The sequence below is a fragment of the Aeromonas veronii bv. veronii genome, assembly GCF_000820225.1.
In the GTDB taxonomy this organism is placed as follows: Bacteria; Pseudomonadota; Gammaproteobacteria; order Enterobacterales; family Aeromonadaceae; genus Aeromonas; species Aeromonas veronii.
This window is the reverse complement of record NZ_CDDK01000028.1, coordinates 86,664-105,893: the sequence shown is the minus strand read 5'-3', so window position 1 is coordinate 105,893 and position 19,230 is coordinate 86,664. Positions and strand designations below refer to the sequence as shown.

At 61.0% G+C, this 19,230-nt stretch carries 16 protein-coding genes; 8 read left to right on the top strand and 8 right to left on the bottom strand.

The genetic code is table 11. The features are described from left to right. Window positions 1-14 precede the first annotated feature (14 nt). The 3 genes from hslV to argS all read right to left on the bottom strand — a co-directional run bounded on the left by hslV (window position 15) and on the right by argS (window position 3,330). The gene (hslV, locus tag BN1139_RS11990) at window positions 15-548 is read right to left on the bottom strand and encodes an ATP-dependent protease subunit HslV (protein WP_005355550.1); all 534 of its coding nucleotides are present in this window, start codon (window positions 546-548) and stop codon (window positions 15-17) included. 187 nt (window positions 549-735) lie between these two features. After that, window positions 736-1,581 (bottom strand): SPOR domain-containing protein, encoded by an 846-nt coding sequence (locus BN1139_RS11985; protein WP_005340771.1) that lies wholly within the window; start codon window positions 1,579-1,581, stop codon window positions 736-738. A 3-nt stretch (window positions 1,582-1,584) separates the two neighbouring features. Next, window positions 1,585-3,330 carry an arginine--tRNA ligase gene (gene argS / locus BN1139_RS11980; protein WP_005355547.1) on the bottom strand — a complete coding sequence of 582 codons (1,746 nt, stop codon included), beginning with the start codon at window positions 3,328-3,330 and terminating at the stop codon, window positions 1,585-1,587. Between the two features lie 310 nt (window positions 3,331-3,640). Here argS and BN1139_RS11975 point away from each other — a divergent pair, with 310 nt between their 5' ends. The 3 genes from BN1139_RS11975 to BN1139_RS11965 all read left to right on the top strand — a co-directional run bounded on the left by BN1139_RS11975 (window position 3,641) and on the right by BN1139_RS11965 (window position 5,605). Beyond that, the gene (locus tag BN1139_RS11975) at window positions 3,641-4,207 is read left to right on the top strand and encodes an LON peptidase substrate-binding domain-containing protein (RefSeq protein WP_005355544.1); all 567 of its coding nucleotides are present in this window, start codon (window positions 3,641-3,643) and stop codon (window positions 4,205-4,207) included. A 140-nt stretch (window positions 4,208-4,347) separates the two neighbouring features. Beyond that, on the top strand, window positions 4,348-4,917 hold the full coding sequence (locus tag BN1139_RS11970) for a sigma-70 family RNA polymerase sigma factor (protein ID WP_005355542.1): 570 nt from the start codon (window positions 4,348-4,350) through the stop codon (window positions 4,915-4,917). Next, window positions 4,910-5,605, top strand: a complete 696-nt coding sequence (locus tag BN1139_RS11965; protein WP_013723361.1) for a ChrR family anti-sigma-E factor — start codon at window positions 4,910-4,912, stop codon at window positions 5,603-5,605. Before BN1139_RS11970 ends, BN1139_RS11965 begins: the two co-directional genes overlap by 8 nt. A 66-nt stretch (window positions 5,606-5,671) precedes the next feature. Here the strand turns inward: BN1139_RS11965 and bacA are convergent, their stop codons facing one another. The 5 genes from bacA to galE form a co-directional block, all read right to left on the bottom strand. Further along, window positions 5,672-6,487, bottom strand: a complete 816-nt coding sequence (gene bacA / locus BN1139_RS11960) for an undecaprenyl-diphosphate phosphatase (RefSeq protein WP_005355537.1) — start codon at window positions 6,485-6,487, stop codon at window positions 5,672-5,674. A gap of 115 nt (window positions 6,488-6,602) precedes the next feature. Continuing rightward, entirely contained in the window at window positions 6,603-7,592 is a 990-nt protein-coding gene (gene galM / locus BN1139_RS11955) for a galactose-1-epimerase (protein WP_013723362.1), read from the bottom strand. Beyond that, complete coding sequence (gene galK / locus BN1139_RS11950) at window positions 7,589-8,737, bottom strand: galactokinase (RefSeq protein WP_013723363.1); 1,149 nt, start codon at window positions 8,735-8,737, stop codon at window positions 7,589-7,591. Before galK ends, galM begins: the two co-directional genes overlap by 4 nt. Continuing rightward, entirely contained in the window at window positions 8,734-9,792 is a 1,059-nt protein-coding gene (locus tag BN1139_RS11945; protein ID WP_013723364.1) for a UDP-glucose--hexose-1-phosphate uridylyltransferase, read from the bottom strand. Before BN1139_RS11945 ends, galK begins: the two co-directional genes overlap by 4 nt. A gap of 60 nt (window positions 9,793-9,852) precedes the next feature. Further along, window positions 9,853-10,866 carry a UDP-glucose 4-epimerase GalE gene (galE, locus tag BN1139_RS11940; RefSeq protein ID WP_013723365.1) on the bottom strand — a complete coding sequence of 338 codons (1,014 nt, stop codon included), beginning with the start codon at window positions 10,864-10,866 and terminating at the stop codon, window positions 9,853-9,855. A gap of 201 nt (window positions 10,867-11,067) precedes the next feature. On the opposite strand from galE, the gene BN1139_RS11935 reads away from it, so the two are divergent. The 5 genes from BN1139_RS11935 (at window position 11,068) to mglC (ending at window position 19,188) form a co-directional block, all read left to right on the top strand. Further along, on the top strand, window positions 11,068-12,075 hold the full coding sequence (locus tag BN1139_RS11935; RefSeq protein WP_041915397.1) for a substrate-binding domain-containing protein: 1,008 nt from the start codon (window positions 11,068-11,070) through the stop codon (window positions 12,073-12,075). Window positions 12,076-12,264: 189 nt separating this feature from the next. Continuing rightward, window positions 12,265-15,324 carry a beta-galactosidase gene (locus BN1139_RS11930; protein ID WP_013723367.1) on the top strand — a complete coding sequence of 1,020 codons (3,060 nt, stop codon included), beginning with the start codon at window positions 12,265-12,267 and terminating at the stop codon, window positions 15,322-15,324. Between the two features lie 276 nt (window positions 15,325-15,600). Next, window positions 15,601-16,587 carry a galactose/glucose ABC transporter substrate-binding protein MglB gene (gene mglB, locus BN1139_RS11925; RefSeq protein ID WP_005340747.1) on the top strand — a complete coding sequence of 329 codons (987 nt, stop codon included), beginning with the start codon at window positions 15,601-15,603 and terminating at the stop codon, window positions 16,585-16,587. A gap of 53 nt (window positions 16,588-16,640) precedes the next feature. Further along, window positions 16,641-18,161 carry a galactose/methyl galactoside ABC transporter ATP-binding protein MglA gene (gene mglA / locus BN1139_RS11920; protein WP_041202838.1) on the top strand — a complete coding sequence of 507 codons (1,521 nt, stop codon included), beginning with the start codon at window positions 16,641-16,643 and terminating at the stop codon, window positions 18,159-18,161. Window positions 18,162-18,177: 16 nt separating this feature from the next. Beyond that, on the top strand, window positions 18,178-19,188 hold the full coding sequence (mglC, locus tag BN1139_RS11915) for a galactose/methyl galactoside ABC transporter permease MglC (protein WP_005342585.1): 1,011 nt from the start codon (window positions 18,178-18,180) through the stop codon (window positions 19,186-19,188). The last annotated feature ends 42 nt before the right edge of the window (window positions 19,189-19,230 follow it).

Sequence of the window (19,230 nt, the reverse complement as noted above, 5' to 3'; positions counted from 1 at the left end):
CTTATTTCGCCGACTTATTTAGCTAAATAATCCAGCACTTCAATGGTGTGGTTGCCATTGGTGAAGACACAGATGTCGCCCGCAATCTTGAGAGACTTCTCGACAATGGTCCTGGCATCCAGCTCGGTGTTTTCCAGCAGCGCGATGGCGGCAGACTGGGCGAAGTTGCCGCCGCTGCCGATGGCGATGAGATCGTGCTCCGGCTGTACCACGTCACCGTTGCCGGTGATGATGAAGGATTTGTGTTCGTCGGCCACGGCCAGCAGCGCTTCGAGGCGGCGCAGGGCGCGATCGGTGCGCCAATCTTTGGCCAGCGCCACGGCGGCGCGCTCCAGATTACCCTGATGGGCCTGCAGTTTTGCTTCGAAACGTTCGAGCAGGGTGAAGGCGTCGGCGGTACCGCCAGCGAAACCGGCCAGCACTTTGCCGTTATAGAGACGATGAACCTTGCGGGCGTTGCCCTTCATGACGGTGTTGCCAAGAGAGACCTGGCCATCGCCACCGATGACGACCTGACCGTTGCGGCGAACTGAAACTATGGTAGTCACTTTACTTACCTCGCTTGAGCCGAATGACGGCCTGACTGTGCATGGCAAGAAAGATGGGGATGGCAAACGGGCTTTTCAACCCTGCCTTTGGTCGGGATAAACGGGGTAGTAAAGAGCGTGGGTGCGAGTGACACCAAAAGAACAGGGCCGGGTGTTGCCACCCGGCCCTGCGTCATCGGTAAGCGGATTACCCTTTCTTGGGAATGCAGCCGCTGATGCCGGAGCTCTGCAGCTTGCTGTTGGCCGCGTCGGCGGCCGCCTTGCCGTTGAAGGGGCCCACCATCACCTTGTAGACGGTGCCGTTGGCGCCATTGATCACCTGCAGGCTGGAAGAGAGGCCGGCGGTGAAGGCGATACGCGCCTTGAGCGACTCTGCGGAATCCTGCGAGCGCAGGGCGGCGCACTGCATCATGTAGCGACCGCTGTCGGCGGCTGCGGTCTGGGCTGGCGGGGTGGCCGCTTTGGCCTTGGCCGCTTCGGCGCGCTCCCGTTCCAGCTCGGCACGGATCTCCCGCTCCATCCGTTCCCGTTCGGCCTTGCGGTCGATCACCTGCTCTTGCGCGCTGGCAACCGGTGCACCCGAGGTGGAAGGGGTGGTCGCCGGATTGGGCTGATAGGGCTTGGGCTGGCCGATGGGCGTTCCCGGTTGGGGAATGTCGGTCGGCACCGGCTGTGGCAGTTTTTCCGGTTGCAGGGTCATGGTATCTGCCGGTGGTGGCGGCAGCACACCCGGCTGGGTCGGCGGCTCTATGATATCGACCTGCTTGTTCTCAAGCCGTTCGATGTAGCTCCACTTCTCCTGAGGCAGCCCGTTATTCTGCGCTTTTGGCTTGTTGGCCTTTACCTGCTCCTCAATAGTGGGGGCATCGTTGCCCTTGCCATTGATCATGTAGAGGAAGCCACCAAAGCCTGCCAGCAGTGCCACGACCAGCAGCACTGGAATAACAGGAAAGCGGCGAGGGGCCGCTTTCTTGGTATTGCGGCCACCCGCCCGACGTCGCGGGCGGCTGCCGACATAATCCCGGGTTGCCATCTATTACATGCGCTCCAGGGTATGGATGCCCAGTACGCCGAGGCCCAGTTTCAGTACCTTGGCGGTGGCGGCGCACAGCAGCAGACGGCTCTGACGGGTTGCCTCGTCCACGCCATCCTTGTTGATCGGGCAGGCTTCATAGAAGGTCATGAAGTTGCCGGACAACTCGTACAGGTAGGTACAGAGCAGGTGCGGCATGCCTTTGTCGGCCACGCCGTTGACCGCGTCGGAGAACTGGATCAGCTTCTGGGCCAGCACCTCTTCGGCCTCTTCGTTCAGGGTCACGTTGCCGGTCAGCGTTTCGGCATCGATGTTGGCCTTGCGGAAGATGGACTGGATACGGGTGTAGGCGTACTGCAGGTAAGGGGCAGTGTTGCCTTCAAAGGAGAGCATCAGATCCCAGTCGAAGATGTAGTCGGTAGTACGGTTCTTGGAGAGATCCGCATACTTGACCGCGCCCATGGCGATGGCGTTGACCACGTTGGCCTTCTCTTCGGCAGAGAGGTCGCTGTTGCGGCTCTCCAGCAGGGCGGCGGCGCGCTCTTCGGCCTCGTTCAGCAGGTCAACCAGCTTGACGGTACCACCGGAGCGGGTCTTGTAGGGACGACCATCCTTGCCCAGCATCATGCCGAAGGCGTGGTGCTCGAGCGGTACGGATTCCGGCACATAGCCCGCCTTGCGGGTGATGGTCCAGGCCTGCATCAGGTGCTGGTGCTGACGGGAGTCGATGAAGTACATGACACGGTCGGCGCCCAGGGTTTCATAACGGTATTTGGCACAGGCGATGTCGGTGGTGGTGTAGAGGAAACCGCCATCGCTCTTCTGGATGATGACGCCCATGGCCTCGCCATCCTTGTTCTTGAACTCGTCCAGGAAGACAACGGTGGCGCCTTCGCTCTCGACCGCCAGCCCCTTGGCTTTCAGGTCTGCAACGATCTCCGGCAGCATGTCGTTGTACATGGACTCGCCCATGATGTCCTTGTTGGTCAGGGAGACATTCAGGCGGTCGTAGTTGATCTGGTTCTGTTCCATGGTCATGTCGACCAGCTTCTTCCACATGGTACGGCAGTACTCATCGCCGCCCTGCAGCTTGACCACGTAATTACGGGCGCGCTCGGCGAAGGCTTCGTCTTCGTCGTAGCAACGCTTGGCCTGGGTGTAGAAGGCTTCCAGATCCTTGAGCGCCATGTCACTGGCGTGTTCGTTGGACATCTTCTCCAGATAGGCGATCAGCATGCCGAACTGGGTGCCCCAGTCGCCGATGTGGTTGGCACGGATCACTTTGTGGCCGAGGAATTCCAGCGCGCGCGCAGCTACGTCACCGAGTACGGTGGAGCGGATGTGGTGCACCGCCATCTCTTTGGCCACGTTGGGGGCGGAGTAGTCCACCACCACGGTTTGTGGAGCGGGCAACCGTACGTTGGCATTGGCAGAGGTCACCATGGCCTCGACCTGACCGGCCAGCCAGCGCTGGTCGAAGAAGAAGTTGATGAAGCCGGGACCGGCGATCTCGACCTTGGCGATCAGGTCGGAGGCGGGCAGGTGCTCGATGATGGCCGCCGCCAGCTCACGGGGATTCTTGCGGGCCGGTTTGGCCAGCAGCATGGCCAGGTTGGTAGCCAGGTCGCCGTGAGCTTTTTCCTTGCATCGGTCTACTTGCACGCGGGCTTCCAGGTCCGCCGGCAGGACGCCTGCTGACTTGAGATTGGCTACCGTTTGTTCAAGTAGATGATGAATATGCTCTTTCATAACTGACCACCAAGGTTGCGCGTCGAAAAATGACTGATATATAAGGGCGTGAATTTTACCCGCATCGGCCCGAGAAAACTATAGGGATGACCCGCCGCTCGCTGTCGGGCGGATATTTCACTGCGTTTGGCGCCATATTCCAGAATATTGGGCGGAAATTACGGTGCTTATCCATTTCTACTGCATATCGAAGCGGCTTGTCTAGGCTATTTTCCCCTGATTGTTAAGGGTTTTTCCTTTCCGCTGACGGGAATGATCTCCTCCCACTGGCCCGGCGTATCAACAGAGGTTCCCAACCGAGGAGTTTGCGATGCGACTGGCGCTGTTTCCCCTATCTGCCCACCTGCTGCCCGGCGGCGTCATGCCGCTGCGGATCTTCGAACCGAGATACCAGCGGATGATTGCCGAGGCGGGGGAGTCCGGCTTTGCCCTCTGCATGGTGGACCCTCGCCAGCCCGACGCCCTGCGCAACATGCTGCCCATCGCCACCCGGGTCACCATCATCGATTTCGACCGGCTGCCGGACGGCATGCTGGGGATCACGGTGCAGGGGATGGAGCGGGTGCAGATAGAGGATCTGTGGCAGGAGCAGGATGGCCTGCGTATCGGCGAGGTGACGCCGCTGACGGCCTGGCCGCCCCGCCGGCTCCATCCCGATCAGCAACCGCTGGTTGATGCGCTGCGGGAGGTGTTTGCCGACTATCCCGACTATGCCGCCCTCTATCCCGCCCCCCGCTGGGACGATGGCAACTGGGTGGCCCAGCGCTGGCTGGAGGTGCTGCCGATCCCCCCCGAGCAGAAGCAGTTGCTGCTAGCTGCCGCCGACAATCAGCCCGCCATCGCCCTGCTCAAGGGGGTGCTGGTGGCCAGCCACTGATTTTTTCTGACCCGCTGATCCGCCACTGCCGCAGCGCCGTACAAGTCATCACCACAGCATGTTCGACAGCACACCAAAGGGATGGCGCAATGGCATATACTGGCCAACCACACTCGACCATACGCAGGACTTCGCCCGTGATGGATAACCCGGATGGCGATCTCAAATCTCTGCTGATCAGGGTGGCAGAGCAGGCCGACAAGGCTGCTTTTGCCCGCCTGTTCCAACACTTTGCGCCGCGTATTCGCAGCTACGGCCTGCGCCACCTCGGCAGCGAAGCCAACGCTATGGAGCTGGTGCAGGAGACCATGCTGCTGGTGTGGCAGAAGGCGCGTCTCTACCACCCCGAGAAGGGGGCGCCGACCACCTGGATCTATACCGTGATGCGCAACCAGTGCTTCGACATGCTGCGCCGTCGTCGCGCCAGCAAGGAGGATCTCTGTGCCGAGGAGCTGTGGCCGGTGCTGGAGTTTCAGGCCGAAGAGGAGCACCTGAGCGGCGGTGAGGATGCGGTGCTGACCCGTCAGATGGCCCACTATCTGGGCACCCTGCCGGAGCCGCAACAGCAGGTGGTGCGCGGCATCTATCTGCAGGAGTTCTCCCAGCAGGAGCTGGCGGAGCGACTCGGCGTGCCGCTCGGTACCATCAAGTCCCGCCTCCGGCTGGCGTTACAGAAACTGAAAGAGCAAGTGGAGCAAGGCCATGATTAAAGCCCATCCGACCGACCCTATGCTGCGTGCTTTTGCCGCCGATGAGCTCCCTCTGCCGCTGGCGGTAGGGCTCTCCGCCCACTGCGAACTCTGCCCCGATTGTGCTGCCCGACTAAAGACATTCGAAGAGGAGCTGGCGCAACAATATCTTGCCTCGCCAGCGGAGCCCGAGCTGGCCTCCCGCGATGAAGTGGGACTGGACGCCGGATTCGACGCCATGCTGGCGGATATTCTGGCGCAGCCGCTGGCAGAGCCCCTCTCCGAGCCAACACATGACCAGCCCCGAACGCAGCACGGCGAGCTGGAGGTGGCCGGTCACGCCTACCGTTTGCCACGGGTGCTGGCCCGCTACCGCTCGCCCAAGTGGCGCCATATCGGGGTCATTCGTCAGCAGAGTCTGCCGCTGGACGAGATGGGCGCGCGCGCCAGCCTGCTCCATATCGAAGCGGGCGGTCGCATCCCCGAGCACACCCATCAGGGCTATGAGCTGACCTTGTTGCTGGCTGGCAATATTCAGGATGGCGATACCCTTTACAAGGCGGGAGATTTCATCTGGCGCGATGCCAGCCACTCCCACAGCCCGCATACGCCGGACGGTTGCCTCTGCTACACGGTGCAGGATGCGCCGGTGCAGTTCACCAAGGGGTTGTCGCGGCTGCTGAATGGCATCAGCCAGCATCTCTACTGAGCACTATGACGCCATAGAAAAAGGGACCAGATTGGTCCCTTTTTTCATTTGATTGCTGGTTGCCGGTCAGGCGACAAACACCAGATAGACGGCGAATGCCACGATAAAGCGGTAGATGGCGAACGGGATGAAGTCGATGCGGCGGATCAATGTCAGGAAGGTCTTGATCGCAAACATCGCTACCACGAAGGCGGTGATAAAGCCCACTGCAAACATCGGGAAGTCGGCCATCGAGAGGAAATCGCGGCTCTTGTAGAGATCCAGCCCGCTGGCGGCCACCATCATGGGCACTGCCATGATGAAGGAGAACTCGGCGGCAGCGTGACGGCTGATCCCCATCAGCATGCCACCACTGATGGTGGCGCCGGAGCGGGAGAAGCCGGGCCACAGGGCCAGACACTGGAACAGACCGATGCCGAACGCCTGCTTGTAGCTGATGTCATCCAGGGTTTCAGCTGTGACGGCCGGGCGGAATTTCTCGGCGATGATCAGCAGGATGCCCCCCGCGACCAGCGCGTACATGACGGTCTGTGGGCCAAACAGGTTGGCCTTGATCCAGCTGTGGATGGCCAGACCGACCACGATGGCGGGCATCATGCCGAGGATGACATGCACCAGCGACAGGGTCGCGTGATCCCGGGACGGCTTCTGGCCGAAGTGAATGCCAATCAGGCCAAACAGGCGGCGCCAGAAGACGGCGACCACGGCGAGGATGGAGCCCAGCTGGATCACCACTTCGAAGGTGGCGGCCTTGGGCCCTTCAAAGCCCAGCAGATGGCCGACGATAATCATGTGGCCGGTGGAGGAGACGGGGAGGAACTCAGTCAGCCCCTCGACGACGCCCAGAATAAAGGCGACCAGCAGGCTATAAGTGTCAGTCATCGAACAAACAATCCTTAACTTCGTTGATGTAAAAACGCCCCGGGAAGGTCTCGGGGCGGCTTATCTTGCTCGATAGTGACTGCTGAGGCTATGTAAAAATCATGAAACCTTTAAGTCAGTCGCGGATAAAGCGGTAGCGGGTCTGGTGGTGATAACGCCCGCCCGGCAGCAGCCAGGGGTTGCCCAGCTCGGGGCGATTGGGGCTGTCCGGCAGCTGTTGCGCCTCAAGACAGAAGCCGTCGTGATCCCGGTGTGACAGGCCGCTGCGGTTCGGGGTATTGGCCAACCAGTTGCCGGTATAGAACTGCAGCGAGGGCTGGTTGGTGTAGACCTCCATCGCCAGCTGTCTGTCACCCGATACCACGCGAGCGGCCCATTCTGATGTCGGGCCGTTGAGCACAAAGGCGTGATCGTACCCCTTGGCCTGTTGTTGCTGGGGATGGTTCAGCCAATCCTGGCCAATCAGGCGCTCGCGGCGCAGATCGAATGGCCCCTCCACCGGGGTGATGGTGATCGGCAAACCGTTCGGGTCGGTCGGCAGGAAGTGGTCGGCATTGATGCTGATGAGGTGGTCACGGACGTCGCCGCCATCGGTTTGCCCATCGAGATTGAAGTAAGCGTGGCTGGTGAGGCTGACCGGAGTTGTGGCATCTGTGCTGGCCACAAAATCGACCACCAGATCGCTCTGCTCAAGCCGGTACTCCAGGGTGACCCGCAGATTGCCGGGAAAGCCCTGATCCCCCGCTCGGGAGAGCAACGCCAGCTTGACCCGATCTGCTTCCAGTTCCTTGATCTGCCAACGCTGGCGATGAAAGCCTGCCTGCCCGCCGTGCAGACAGTTGGGTGCCTGATTGGCATTCAGCGGCCAGCGCTGTCCATCACGCACCAGCTCGGCACCGCCGATGCGGTTGGCAAAACGCCCGGCCACCGCACCCAGCCACACCTGTTGGGTGGGATAGGCGTCGTCGGCACAGCCCAGCAGCACTTCGCGCCGTTTGCCCGCTACCGGCAGGGTGAGGGAGGTGAGGGTGGCGCCGAAGTCGAGGCCGCGCAGGCGCAGCCCCTCTTCATTTTCCAGCTCGAACGGGGTCATGGCGCTGCTCATAGCTTGCCTGCACCGGCGCTGGCAGAGCAGACGTAGCAGTCGGCCTTGAGGCCCGAGATGGCCGGATACTCCGCCTCGACAGCGGCAATCACCTCGGCCACTTTCTCGGGACGCAGCAGGGCGACCACGCAGCCGCCGAAGCCGCCGCCGGTCATCCGCACGCCGCCATCTGTGCCGATCCTGGCCTTGATGATCTCCACCAGACCGTCGATGGCGGGCACTGTGATCTCGAAGTCATCGCGCATGGCGGCGTGCGACTCGGCCATCAGCTCACCGAGGCTGGTCAGGTCGTGGCTGGCCAGCGCATCGGCGGCCGCCAGGGTGCGGGCGTTTTCCCCTACGATGTGGCGGGCACGGCGGTAGCAGGCCTCATCCAGCCCGGCTTTGCCCGCTTCCAGTCCGGCCAGATCGAGATCGCGCAGCGCCTTGACCCCGTAGTGACGGGCGGCCGCTTCACACTGCTGGCGACGAGTGTTGTATTCGCTGTCCACCAGACCGCGGCGCACATTGGAGTTGACGATCAGCACCGCCAGATCCGCCGGCATGGTGATGAGGCGGGTCTCCAGCGAGCGACAGTCGAGCAGCAGGGCGTGGTCTGTTTTGCCGCTGGCGGAGATCATCTGATCCATGATGCCGCAGTTGCAGCCGACGAACTTGTTCTCCGCCTGCTGGCCATTGAGGGCGATCTCGGCCTGGCTGATGTCGAGCCCCAGCGCCTCTTTGAAGGCCTGACCGATGGCTACTTCCAGCGAGGCGGAGGAGGAGAGACCCGCCCCCTGCGGCACGTTGCCGGAAACCACCAGATCGAGGCCGCGCAGGGCATAACCGCGCTCCTGCAGATACTTCACCACGCCGCGGATGTAGTCGCTCCAGCGTTGGTTGGGGTGGTGCTCGATGGGCTGGTCGAGGTCGAACTGGTCGCGCTGGTTGTCGTAGTCGGCGGCGATCACCTGCACTTGCCGGTCATCGCGCAGGCCGATTGCAACGCAGGTTTCGTAGTCGATGGCGCAGGGCAGCACGAAGCCGTCGTTGTAGTCGGTATGTTCACCGATGAGGTTGACGCGACCGGGGGCGCGCACCAGCAGATCGGGCGCTTTGGCAAATTGCTCGGCAAAAACGGTGCTGACGCGTTGGCTGGGGGTCATAGGGCCTCCTCATTGGTGTGGCTGGTCTGGTTGTAGTGAACGGGGCTCAGGGCGCGCAGTCGCTCGGCGGCCTGCTCGGGGGTAAGGTCGCGCTGGGTTTCGGCCAGCATCTCGAAGCCCACCATGAATTTGCGCACGGTGGCGGAGCGCAGCAGCGGCGGATAGAAGTGGGCATGCAACTGCCACGCCTCGGGGCACTCCGATTTGGGCGGTGCAAAGTGCCAGCCCATGGAGTAGGGGAAGCTGCACTCGAACAGGTTGTCGTAGCGGCTGGTGAGCTCCTTGAGCGCTACCGCCAGATCCTGTTGCTGGGCCTGGGTCATATTGAGCATGGAGGGGACGTGCGCCTTGGGCAGCAGCAGGGTTTCGAACGGCCAGGCGGCCCAGAAGGGGACCACGGCAAGCCAGTGTTCGGTCTCTACCACGATGCGCGAGCGATCCGCCAGCTCCCGCTCCACATACTCCAGCAGCATGGGGCGGCCATGCTCGGCCAGCCAGTCACGCTGGTGCTGCTCTTCGCGGGCGATCTCGTTGGGCAGGAAATCGCTGCCCCAGATCTGGCCGTGGGGGTGCGGGTTGGAGCAGCCCATGACGGCCCCTTTGTTTTCAAATACCTGCACCCACTCCCACTGGGCCGACAACTCGGCGACCTGATCCCTCCAGGTGGTGATCACCCCTTCGATGGCGAGCAACGGCAGCTCGGGCAGGGTCTTGCCGTGATCCGGCGAGAAGCAGATGACCCGGCTGGTGCCGCGGGCGGCTTCCAGCTTCAGCAGGGGATCGCTGGCGCTATTGGCGGCCGGGGTATCCTGCATCAGGGCGGCGAAGTCGTTGGTAAAAACGAAGGTGCCCTTGTAGTCGGGGTTGATGTCGCCGGTGACCCGGGTGTTGCCCGCGCAGAGGAAACAGTCGGGATCGTGGGCCTGTTTGGGGGCCTGACTCACCTTCTCCACCTGTCCCTGCCAGGGGCGTTTGGCCCGATGGGGGGAGACCAGCACATACTGGCCGGTCAGCGGGTTGAAGCGGCGATGGGGATGATCGACGGGGTTGAACATCATCTCTCCTGAATAAGGTATTGAAAAATAGGGTCGTCTATTAACAGGGAGCAGGCAGGCCTACTCTTCGTAACCGTTTGGATTGGCGGATTGCCAGCGCCAGCTGTCGGCGCACATTGCGTCGATGTTGCGGGTCGCCCGCCAGCCCAGCTCGCGCTCGGCCTTGGCCGGATCGGCCCAGCAGGCGGCGATGTCGCCCGGGCGGCGCGGTTCGATGCGAAATGGCAGCGGCTTGCCACAGGCGGCAGAGAAAGCGGCGACCAGCTGCAACACGCTCTGACCCTGGCCGGTGCCCAGGTTGTAGGTGTGCACGCCACCCTTGCTGGCGCAGTGTTGCAGTGCCTTGACGTGCCCCTCGGCGAGATCCATCACGTGGATGTAGTCGCGCACGCCGGTGCCGTCCGGGGTGGGGTAATCGTTTCCAAAGACAGACAAGCAGTCGCGACGGCCGATGGCGACCTGGGTGATATAGGGCATCAGGTTGTTGGGGATCCCTTGCGGGTCTTCACCCATGGTGCCCGATTCGTGGGCGCCGACCGGATTGAAATAGCGCAGCAGGGTCATGCTCCAGTGGGGCTCGGCCAATTGCAGATCTTCGAGGATCTCCTCGATGATCAGCTTGGATCGTCCGTAGGGGTTGGTGGCGCTGCGGGGGAAATCTTCGCGGATTGGCAGGCTGGCCGGATCGCCATAGACGGTGGCCGAGGAGCTGAACACCAGATTGTGCACATTGGCCCGCTTCATCGCCTGCAGCAGGGTGAGGGTGCCGCCGAGGTTGTTCTCGTAGTAATCCAGTGGAATGCGGGTCGACTCGCCGACCGCCTTGAGGGCGGCAAAGTGGATCACTGCATCGATATTCTGCTCGGCGAAGATCCGGTCCAGCAGGGCCGCATCGCGAATATCCCCTTGATAGAACAGGGGTTGCTGGCCGCTGATGGCAGCGACTCGGGCCAGCACGCTGCGTTTGCTGTTGCCGAGGTTGTCGACCACCACGGGATTCATGCCTGCCGCTTGCAGGGCCAGAGAGGTGTGGCTGCCGATATATCCGCAACCGCCGGTGACCAGAACCTTCATCTTGCTCTCCACTGAAAAGTGTCTGGAAGGAGTCTAGCCGAGGGTGTGGCGACCAAACTGTGAGCTTGCTTGCAAAACGGTGTAAACGATTACACTGTTTCTGTGGTCATCCTGACGGCAGATATGCGTTTCACCTCTGTTTTCAATGGGTTTGCTGGGTATAATGGCGCTCTATTGCACAGTGAAAGAAGTGAAAACAGCATGAGCACCATCAAGGATGTCGCCCGTTTGGCCAATGTGTCGGTGGCAACGGTTTCACGGGTGATGAACAACTCCCCCAAGGCCAGCGCCGCGTCTCGCGAAGTGGTGCAGAAGGCCATGGCTGAACTGGGCTATACCCCCAACGCCAACGCGCGGGCACTGGTGAGCCAGACTTGCGATACCATGGGGGTGGTGGTCGGTGACGTGGCAGATCCCTTCTTCGGTGCACTGGTGAAGGGGGTCTCCGGCATCGCCGTCGAGCAGAACCTTCACCTGCTGATGGGTAACGGTTTTCACAAGGCGCGTCAGGAGCGTGAAGCGATCGAGCTGCTGATCGGCAAGCGCTGCGAGGCGTTGGTGGTGCACAGCAAGGCGCTGAGCGACGAGGAACTTTACGATTACGCCATGCGGGTGCCCGGTATGGTGCTGATCAACCGTGATATTCCTGCCCTTAAGGGGCGCTGCATCGCCCTCAACAACCGGCTGGGGGCGGCTACGGCGACTCGCCACCTGATCGAACTGGGCCACCGCCATATCGCCTTTATCAGCTCGGATCACGCCATCGAGGATGCCACCTTGCGTCTGCAGGGGTATCAGGATGGGCTGATGGAAGCGGGTCTGGCAGCCGATCCCGAGCTTATCGAGAGCGGTACGCCGAACGAAGAGGGGGGGGAGCGTGCCATGCTCAACCTGCTGGCCAAGGGGCTCAAGGTGACCGCCGTGGTGGCCTATAACGATGCCATGGCGGCTGGCGCCATCTCTGTGCTGGCGGACAACGGCCTGCGAGTGCCGGAGGAGGTCTCGGTAGTGGGCTTCGATGACATCATCTATGCCAGATATTTGCGCCCCAAGCTCTCCACCATGCGCTATCCCATCGAGCTGATGGCGGCCCAGGCGGCCAAGCTGGCCATTCAGCTGGCGGCGGGGGAGAGTGACGCGACCCAGAGCAGGATCTATACCCCCACCCTGATCAATCGCCACTCGGTGGCACCGGTTCGGGCCGGATAGCCCCCTTTTGCGGCCCTGTTCGGGGCCGTTTCTTGCACAGTTATTGTTTTACCTATTTTTAATCATTTTTACTCCGCTTTACTTAACAAAATTAGTGTAATCGTTTACATCTGTGTGAGCGAGATCGCCGTTCCCTGCGTCATACTTCTCTAGACTGAATACGTTTTCCAATCAGCAGGGAGAGAGTGAATGCTCAGGGAGATAGTGGCGCGTCAGGATTGGCAGACTCAGGCTATTACGTCGGTAAACCGGCTGGCTGCCCATACCCCCATGTTCAGCTGGCGCAGCGAAGCGGATGCCAGAGGTGATCTGGCCTCTACCTCCCGTCTCTTGCTCGATGGCGAGTGGCGCTTCTCCTTCTTTGCCGCCCCCGAGCGGGTGCCCGAGAGTTGGCTGGCGCGGGATCTGGTGGATGCTTGCCCCATTACAGTGCCGGGTAACTGGCAGCTGGATGCTGCCTATCCGGCTGCGCGGCCGCTCACCGATGGCCCCATCTACACCAATATCAAGTACCCCTTTCCCTGTGATCCACCGCGAGTGCCAGCAGAGAATCCTACTGGCTGCTACTCCCGCGAGTTCGAACTGCCCGCCGACTGGCTGGCAAGCGGACAGAGCCGGATCATCTTCGACGGGGTGAGCAGTGCCTTCCACCTGTTCTGCAACGGCCGCTGGGTCGGTTACTCCCAGGACAGCCGGCTGCCCGCCGAATTCGATCTGACCCCATATCTGCAGAGCGGTCGCAACCGGCTGGCGGTGCTGGTGCTGCGCTGGTCCGACGGCTCCTATCTGGAAGATCAGGATATGTGGTGGCTGTCGGGGATCTTCCGCTCCGTCAGCCTGCTGCACAAACCGGCCCGCCATCTGATGGATATGCGGGTGACCCCCGAGCTGGATGCCTGCTATCGGGATGGCCGTCTCAAGATTGCCCTGCAAGTCGCCAATGGGGCTGGTCTGTCGGTAGAGGCCAATCTCTATGATGGCAGCGAGCGGGTTGCGACCCTGCTCCAGCCGATCGGCACCCAAGCCATTGATGAGAAAGGGGCGTATGACGATCGCGCCGAATTCTGGCTCGATGTGGCTGCGCCGCGCAAGTGGAGCGCCGAGACGCCCCATCTCTATCGCTTCACCCTGACCCTGCTGGACGAGCAGGGCCTGGCCATCGAGAGCGAGGCGTGCGATGTGGGCTTTCGGGTGGTGGAGATCCGTGGCGGCCTGCTGCGGGTCAACGGGCAGCCGCTGCTTGTTCGCGGTGCCAACCGTCACGAGCATCACCCTGCCAAGGGTTATGCCATTGATCGCGCCACCATGGAGCGGGATCTGCTGCTGATGAAGCGGCACAACTTCAATGCGGTGCGCTGTTCCCACTATCCCAACCACCCCGACTTCTATCGCCTCTGCGATCGGCTCGGTCTCTATGTGGTGGATGAGGCGAATCTGGAGACCCACGGCATGACCCCCATGGGGCGGCTGGCGCGGGATCCCGCCTGGAGCAACGCCTTTCTGGAGCGGGCTACCCGCATGGTGGCTCGGGATTTCAACCACCCCTCCATCATCATCTGGTCGCTCGGCAACGAGTCGGGTTACGGCCCGGCCCACGATGCCATGTATGGCTGGATCAAGCGCAGCGACCCGAGCCGTCCGGTGCAGTACGAGGGGGGCGGGGCCGATACCCCGGCCACTGACATCATCTGCCCCATGTATGCCAGAACCCATCAGGATCAACCCTTCCCGGCGGTGCCAAAGTGGGCGCTGGCCAAGTGGATCGGCCTGCCCGGCGAGCACCGACCGCTGATCCTCTGCGAATATGCCCACGCCATGGGCAACAGTCTGGGGGGCTACGCCCACTATTGGCAGGCGTTTCGCGATCATCCACGTCTGCAAGGCGGATTTGTCTGGGATTGGGTCGATCAGGGGCTCGACAAATACACCGCCGATGGTCGCCACTACTGGGGCTATGGCGGCGACTTCGGTGATGTGCAAAACGATCGCCAGTTCTGCTGCAACGGCCTGCTGTTCCCGGATCGCACCCCCCATCCCACCCTGTTCGAGGCAAAACGTGCCCAGCAGCCGTTCCGCTTCAGCCTGCTTGAGCACACCCCGCTGCGGGTGCGGATCGAGAGCGAATACCTGTTTCGGGAAACCGACAACGAGCGGCTTTGCTGGCAGCTGTGTGAGAACGGCCATGTGCAGCAGCAGGGGGAGTTCTCCCTTGAGCTGGCGCCACAGGGGGTGGTCGAGTTGACCCTGAGCGAGGCGTTGCCCCCCTTTGCGGCAGGTTCACTGGCCTGGCTCGATCTGGCCATCGTTCAGCCGCAGGCCACCCCTTGGTCGCAGGCAGATCACAAGGTCGCCCGTCAGCAGTTCACCCTGCCGACTCCCCTTGCCCTGCCAGCGCCGGTCGCTGCCGCCACCCTGAGCGAGCAGCCGGATGGCTGGCGGATCACCGCCGCAAACAGCCAGTGGCGGCTCGACAAGCAGAGCGGCCGCATCACCAGTTGGCAAAAATCGGGGCAGGAGCAGCTGCTGGCGCCGATCATGGATCACTTCTACCGCGCGCCGCTCGACAACGACATCGGCACCAGCGAAGCGGATCACGCCGACCCCAACTCCTGGATTGCTCGCTGGCAGGGCTGTGGCCTCGGTCAGTGGCAGCACCGCTGTCTGGGGATCGCGGTCGCCGGAGGGGATATCCGGGTCAGTCATGGCTACTTCCACCGTGATGAGCTGCTGCTGGTGAGTCACTGGCATCATCACTTTACCGACGATGGCGCCATGAGCCTCGAGATAGAGACCGAGCTGGCACAGGTGCTGCCGTCGCTGCCGCGGATCGGCCTGCTGCTTCATCTGGCCAAGGTGCCAGCGCGAGCCGAATGGCTGGGGCGTGGGCCGCACGAGAACTATCCGGATCGCCTGCTGGGCGCCGATCTGGGGCGCTGGAGTCTGCCGCTGGAGGCGATGCATACCCCTTACATTTTCCCGAGTGACAACGGCTTGCGCTGTGATACCCGCCAGTTGCAGCTGGGCAGCACGACGGTGAGCGGCAGCTTCCATTTCAGTGCCAGCCGCTTCAGTCAGCAGCAGCTGGCCGCCGCCCGTCACCAGAGCGATCTGGTGGCCGAAGAGGGGCTGTGGGTCTGTCTCGATGGCGCCCACATGGGGGTGGGCGGGGATGACTCCTGGAGTCAGAGCGTGCGTCCCGAGTATCAACTGCTCGAGCGTCGTTACCGTTGGGGCTGCACTCTCCGCTAATCCAGCTATTGAAGCGACTGTCGAGCCAGTGCGCCATTTTGACAACAGACCAGTAACGACTAGCCTCAATGCTGTGGGAAAGATTGAGTCTCAAATCTGATTTTTATTTATATGTATTTGAAAAATAAATATAAAGTTTCAATGTAACAGAGTGTAAACGTTTTCATTTTGTCGTCATGATCACAGAAGAAATGACAACAAACTGATTACATTGATTGGCGCTTGCTCAATTGCTCGCCACCCTACAACACAGATAGACACATCGGAGCACACATAATGAAAAAACTGACCACAGTTGCCGCCCTGCTGATGGGCATGATGGCTGGAGCCAATGCCCAGGCTGACACCCGTATCGGGGTAACCGTCTACAAGTACGACGACAACTTCATGGCGGTCGTGCGCAAGGCCATCGAGAAGGAGGCGGCAGCCACTCCGGGGGTGGAACTGCTGATGAACGACTCCCAGAACGACCAGTCCAAGCAGAACGACCAGATCGACGTGCTGCTGGCCAAAGGGGTGAAGGCGCTGGCCATCAACCTGGTTGACCCGGCTGCGGCACCGGTGGTGATTGAGAAAGCCCGTGGCGAAGATATCCCGGTGGTCTTCTACAACAAGGAGCCGAGCGCTACCGATCTGGCCAGCTACGACAAGGCCTACTACGTGGGCACTGACTCCAAGGAGTCAGGGATCATCCAGGGTCAGCTGATTGCCAAACACTGGAAAGCCCATCCGGAGTGGGATCTGAACAAGGATGGCGTGATCCAGTTCGTGCTGCTCAAGGGCGAGCCGGGCCACCCGGATGCCGAAGCGCGCACCTCCTACGTGGTCAAGACCCTGAACGATGGTGGCGTCAAGACTGAACAACTGCACATGGATACCGGTATGTGGGATACCGCCATGGCGAAAGACAAGATGGATGCCTGGATCTCCGGCCCCAACGCCAACAAGATCGAAGTAGTCATCGCCAACAACGACGGCATGGCAATGGGTGCAGTCGAGTCACTGAAAGCCCAGGGCAAGACTGCCATTCCGGTATTCGGCGTCGATGCGCTGCCGGAAGCGCTGGCCATGGTCAAGAGCGGTGCCATGGCGGGTACCGTGCTGAACGATGCGGCCAACCAGGCCAAAGCCACCTTCGAGCTGACCAAGAACCTGGCTGAAGGCAAACCGGCCGGTGAAGGCACCAAGTGGAATATCGTCGACAAGGTAGTACGTGTTGCCTACGTCGGTGTGGATAAAGACAACCTGTCCCAATTCGAGTAATTCCCTCCTCCAGGGCAAGGGAGATCCCCTTGCCCTTTTTTCAACCAGATGTGATGGCTGATATGACAACACAGCAACAATCAGAATGGCTGTTGGAGATGATTGACGTCAGTAAGAGCTTTCCCGGCGTCAAGGCACTCGATAATGTCAATTTACGGGTCCGTCCTCATTCTGTGCATGCGTTGATGGGCGAGAACGGAGCGGGAAAATCCACACTGCTCAAGTGCCTGTTCGGCATTTACGAGAAGGATCAGGGCAAGATCTTCTTCAAGGGGCAGGAGATCAACTTCACCTCCTCGAAAGAGGCGCTGGAAAATGGCGTCTCCATGGTGCATCAGGAGCTCAATCTGGTGCTGCAGCGTACCGTGATGGACAACATGTGGCTCGGCCGCTACCCCACCAAGGGGTGGTTTATCGACCACGGCAAGATGTATGACGACACCAAGCGTATCTTCGATGAGCTGGATATCGACATCGACCCCAAGGTCAAGGTCGCGACCCTGTCGGTCTCCCAGATGCAGATGATCGAGATCGCCAAGGCGTTCTCCTACGATGCCAAGATCGTCATCATGGACGAACCCACCTCCTCCCTGACCGAGAAAGAGGTGAACCACCTCTTCAAGATCATCAACAAGTTGAAGGAGAAGGGGTGCGGCATCGTCTACATCTCTCACAAGATGGAGGAGATCTTCCAGCTCTGTGACGAGATCACCATATTGCGGGATGGCCAGTGGGTGGCAACCCAGCCGCTCAAGGGCATGACCATGGATCAGATCATCGGCATGATGGTCGGCCGTGAACTGACCCAGCGTTTCCCGGAAAAGACCAACCAGCCGAAAGAGGTGATCCTCGAGATCGAACACCTGACGGCGAAAAACCAGCCCTCCATTCAGGATGTGAGCTTCAACCTGCACAAGGGGGAGATCCTCGGCATCGCCGGACTGGTGGGGGCCAAGCGCACCGACATCGTCGAGACCCTGTTCGGTATTCGTGATCGCAGTCAGGGCAGCATCAAGCTGCACGGCAAAGAGGTAGCCAACCACAACGCCCACGAAGCGATCCGCAACGGCTTTGCGCTGGTGACGGAAGAGCGCCGCTCCACCGGTATCTACTCCCGGCTCGATATCGCCTTCAACTCCCTGATCGCCAACATGGACAGCTACAAGGGCTCCATGGGGCTGCTCAGCGACAACAAGATGAAGAGCGATACCCAGTGGGTGATCGACTCCATGCGGGTCAAGACGCCGACCCAGCAGACCCAGATAGGTTCCCTCTCCGGGGGCAACCAGCAGAAGGTGATCATCGGCCGCTGGCTGCTGACCCAGCCGGAGATCCTGATGCTCGACGAGCCCACCCGCGGCATCGACGTCGGGGCCAAGTTCGAGATCTACCAGCTCATTCTGGAGCTGGCGAAGAAGGACAAGGGGATCATCATCATCTCGTCAGAGATGCCGGAATTGCTGGGGATCACCGACCGCATCATGGTGATGAGCAATGGTCGGGTCGCCGGGATCGTCAATACCAAAGAAACTGACCAGAGCGAGATACTGCGCCTGGCATCTCTGTACCTCTAGAGACAGGAAGACATTTATGGAGTCGGCTAAAAATTTCAATCTGATGCAGGCGCTCAAGGAAAACGCCATCTATCTGGTGCTGCTGGTGCTGCTCATGGTCATCGTGATCCAGGAGCCCTCCTTCCTGAGCCTCACCAACTTCAGCAACATCCTGACCCAGTCCTCGGTGCGGGTCATCATAGCGCTGGGGGTGGCGGGCATCATCATCACCCAGGGGACGGATCTCTCGGCCGGTCGTCAGGTCGGTCTGGCGGCACTCATCGCGGCAACCATGTTGCAGGCGCTGACCAACGTCAACAAGGTGTTCCCGACGCTGGGGGAGGTGCCCATTCCTGCGGTGATCCTGCTGGTGTGCGTGGTGGGGGCGCTGATTGGTCTGGTCAACGGTCTCATTGTGGCCTACCTGAACGTTACCCCGTTCATTACCACCCTGGGCACCATGATCATCGTCTACGGTATCAACTCCCTCTACTTTGACTCGGTAGGGGCTTCGCCGGTGGCCGGGTTTGACCCCCGCTTCTCCAGCTTCGCCCAAGGGTTTATCCGGATAGGAGGATTCAAGCTCTCCTATCTCACCTTCTATGCGGCCATCGCCAGCGTCTTTGTCTGGGTGCTGTGGAACAAGACCCGCTTTGGCAAGAACATCTTCGCCATCGGTGGCAACCCCGAGGCAGCCAAGGTCTCCGGCGTCAACGTGGCGGTCAATCTGGTGATGATCTATGCGCTGGCGGGGGTCTTCTACGCCTTCGGCGGCATGCTGGAAGCGGGCCGGATCGGTAGTGCCACCAACAACCTCGGCTTCATGTACGAGCTGGATGCCATCGCGGCGTGCGTGGTGGGCGGGGTGTCGTTTGCCGGCGGGGTGGGAACGGTCGCTGGTGTGATTACCGGCGTACTTATCTTCACCCTGATCAACTATGGCTTGACCTATATCGGGGTCAGCCCTTACTGGCAGTTCATCATCAAGGGCGGCATCATCATTCTGGCGGTGGCCCTGGACTCCATGAAGTACGCCAAGAAGAAATAACGATTGGCAGGGAGGGTTGGCGTTGCCAGCCCTCTCTTCTGG